The 2,218-nt window shown below is 59.1% G+C and carries 3 protein-coding genes; 2 read left to right on the top strand and 1 reads right to left on the bottom strand.

Going from position 1 to position 2,218, the window contains the following annotated elements:
* The gene (locus tag AC1DRJ_RS25140; protein ID WP_140667225.1) at nucleotides 1-966 is read left to right on the top strand and encodes a bile acid:sodium symporter family protein; all 966 of its coding nucleotides are present in this window, start codon (nucleotides 1-3) and stop codon (nucleotides 964-966) included.
* A 119-nt stretch (nucleotides 967-1,085) separates the two neighbouring features.
* On the top strand, nucleotides 1,086-1,400 hold the full coding sequence (sugE, locus tag AC1DRJ_RS25135; RefSeq protein ID WP_048400936.1) for a quaternary ammonium compound efflux SMR transporter SugE: 315 nt from the start codon (nucleotides 1,086-1,088) through the stop codon (nucleotides 1,398-1,400).
* A gap of 119 nt (nucleotides 1,401-1,519) precedes the next feature.
* Here the strand turns inward: sugE and AC1DRJ_RS25130 are convergent.
* Nucleotides 1,520-2,218, bottom strand: a 699-nt coding sequence (locus AC1DRJ_RS25130) for a 1-acyl-sn-glycerol-3-phosphate acyltransferase (protein ID WP_477804539.1), incomplete at its 5' end; no start/stop codon positions are given.

Raw genomic sequence — 2,218 nt, 5'->3', positions numbered from 1 at the left:
ATGCGCGCACTGGCTGCATTGAGTCGTTTTGTCGGCAACACCTTCGCTTACTGGGTTCTGATTTTCGCGGTCGTGGCCTTCCTGCAACCGGCGTGGTTCATCGGCCTCAAAGGCGCGATCGTGCCATTGCTGGGTCTGGTGATGTTCGGTATGGGGCTGACTCTCAAACTTGAAGACTTCGCCGAAGTCGCCCGCCATCCATGGCGCGTGGCCTTGGGCGTGGTAGCGCATTTTGTGATCATGCCCGGAGTGGCGTGGTTACTCTGCCAGGCGTTTCACCTGCCACCAGAAATCGCGGTCGGCGTGATTCTGGTCGGTTGCTGCCCAAGCGGCACCTCCTCGAATGTGATGACCTGGCTGGCGCGCGGCGATTTGGCGCTGTCGGTGGCCATTGCCGCCGTCACCACCCTCCTCGCCCCGTTGCTGACCCCGGCGCTGATCTGGCTGCTGGCGTCGGCCTGGTTGCCGGTGTCCTTCATGGAGCTGTTCTGGTCGATTCTGCAAGTGGTGCTGTTGCCGATCATCCTCGGCGTTGTGGCTCAACGTGTACTGGGCGCCAAGGTTCGCCACGCGGTGGAAGTGTTGCCGCTGATCTCGGTGGTGAGCATCGTGATCATCGTCACCGCCGTGGTAGCCGCCAGCCAGGCGAAGATTGCCGAGTCCGGCCTGCTGATCATGGCGGTGGTGATGCTGCACAACAGCTTCGGGTATCTGCTGGGCTACTTCACCGGGCGACTGTTCAAGCTGCCATTGGCCCAACGCAAATCGCTTGCGCTGGAAGTCGGCATGCAAAACTCCGGGCTGGGCGCCGCGCTGGCCAGTGCACATTTCTCGCCGCTGGCTGCGGTGCCGAGTGCTTTGTTCAGTGTGTGGCACAACATTTCCGGGGCGCTGCTCTCGACCTATTTCCGTCGAATGAGCGAGAAAGAAGACCGTGAAATCGCTGCACGGCAGGCAACCGAATAAGCCGAAAACTTGATCCCCAGGTTAATGATGGGCACTCTATGGCGCAACGCGAGGACGACCTCGCGGCTCGATCGAGTCATTAATCTGGGGACGACCCCGTCAATCGATGGAGGTCTTTCATGTCCTGGATCATCCTGTTTTTCGCTGGCCTGTTCGAAGTCGGCTGGGCCGTTGGCCTGAAATACACCGACGGTTTCAGCCGCCCTCTGCCCACCGCGCTGACCATTGCGGCCATGGCCGTCAGCCTTGGTTTGCTGGGCCTTGCGATGAAGGAATTACCGCTGGGCACAGCCTATGCGATCTGGACGGGCGTGGGTGCGGTCGGCACGGTGATAGCCGGGATCATACTGTTTGGTGAATCGATGGCGCTGTTTCGGTTGGCCAGTGTGGCGTTGATTATTGCCGGGTTGATCGGACTCAAAGTCAGCGCTTAGACCACAACCGCTTTCGCGAGCAGGCTCGCTCCACACTCGATCGAGTTCCTCCAGATGGAATGCGATCAAATGTGGGAGCGAGACCGGCTTGCCGGCGAAGAGGCCTGCACATTCACCAACTATCTAACTGTGCCGCGCAATTCGCCAACCATCGCTTGCAATGTCGCCGGCTCAGCAGCCTCAACCGCCACCGCTGGCCCCGCCACCAACGTCACCCGCGACCAAAACCGGCGAAACAGTCCCTTGTCCGGATCGCGACTGAAGAAACTCCCCCACAACCCCTGCAGCGCCAGCGGAATCACCGGCACCGGTGTCTCTTCAAGAATCCGCGTCACCCCGCCCTTGAATTCGTTTATCTCTCCGTCAGCCGTCAACTTTCCTTCCGGGAAGATGCACACCAGCTCGCCGTCCTTCAGATACTGCGCAATCCGCTTGAAGGCTCTTTCGTAGATTTGAATGTCTTCCTGACGCCCCGCGATCGGAATCGTCCCGGCCGTGCGAAAGATAAAGTTCAGTACCGGCAGATTGTAGATTTTGTAGTACATCACAAAGCGAATCGGCCGACGTACCGCACCGCCGATCAGCAGCGCATCGACAAAGGACACGTGGTTGCACACCAGCAACGCCGCACCTTCATCGGGTATCCGATCAAGATGGCGATGTTCCACTCGGTACATGGAGTGGCTGAGCAGCCAGATCATGAAGCGCATGCTGAATTCAGGGACGATTTTGAAGATGTAGGCGTTGACGCCGATGTTCAGCAGCGACACCACCAGGAACAGCTGCGGAATCGACAGCTTGACCAGGCTCAACAAGAT

The organism is Pseudomonas sp. P5_B2 (assembly GCF_056400445.1).
This window is presented reverse-complemented; position numbering and strand designations above follow the sequence as displayed.

Excerpts from the sequence above, each read along its gene's own strand:
- sugE (WP_048400936.1), top strand. The coding sequence starts at position 1,086 with ATGTCCTGGATCATCCTGTTTTTCGCTGGCCTGTTCGAAGTCGGCTGG.
- AC1DRJ_RS25140 (WP_140667225.1), top strand. The coding sequence starts at position 1 with ATGCGCGCACTGGCTGCATTGAGTCGTTTTGTCGGCAACACCTTCGCT.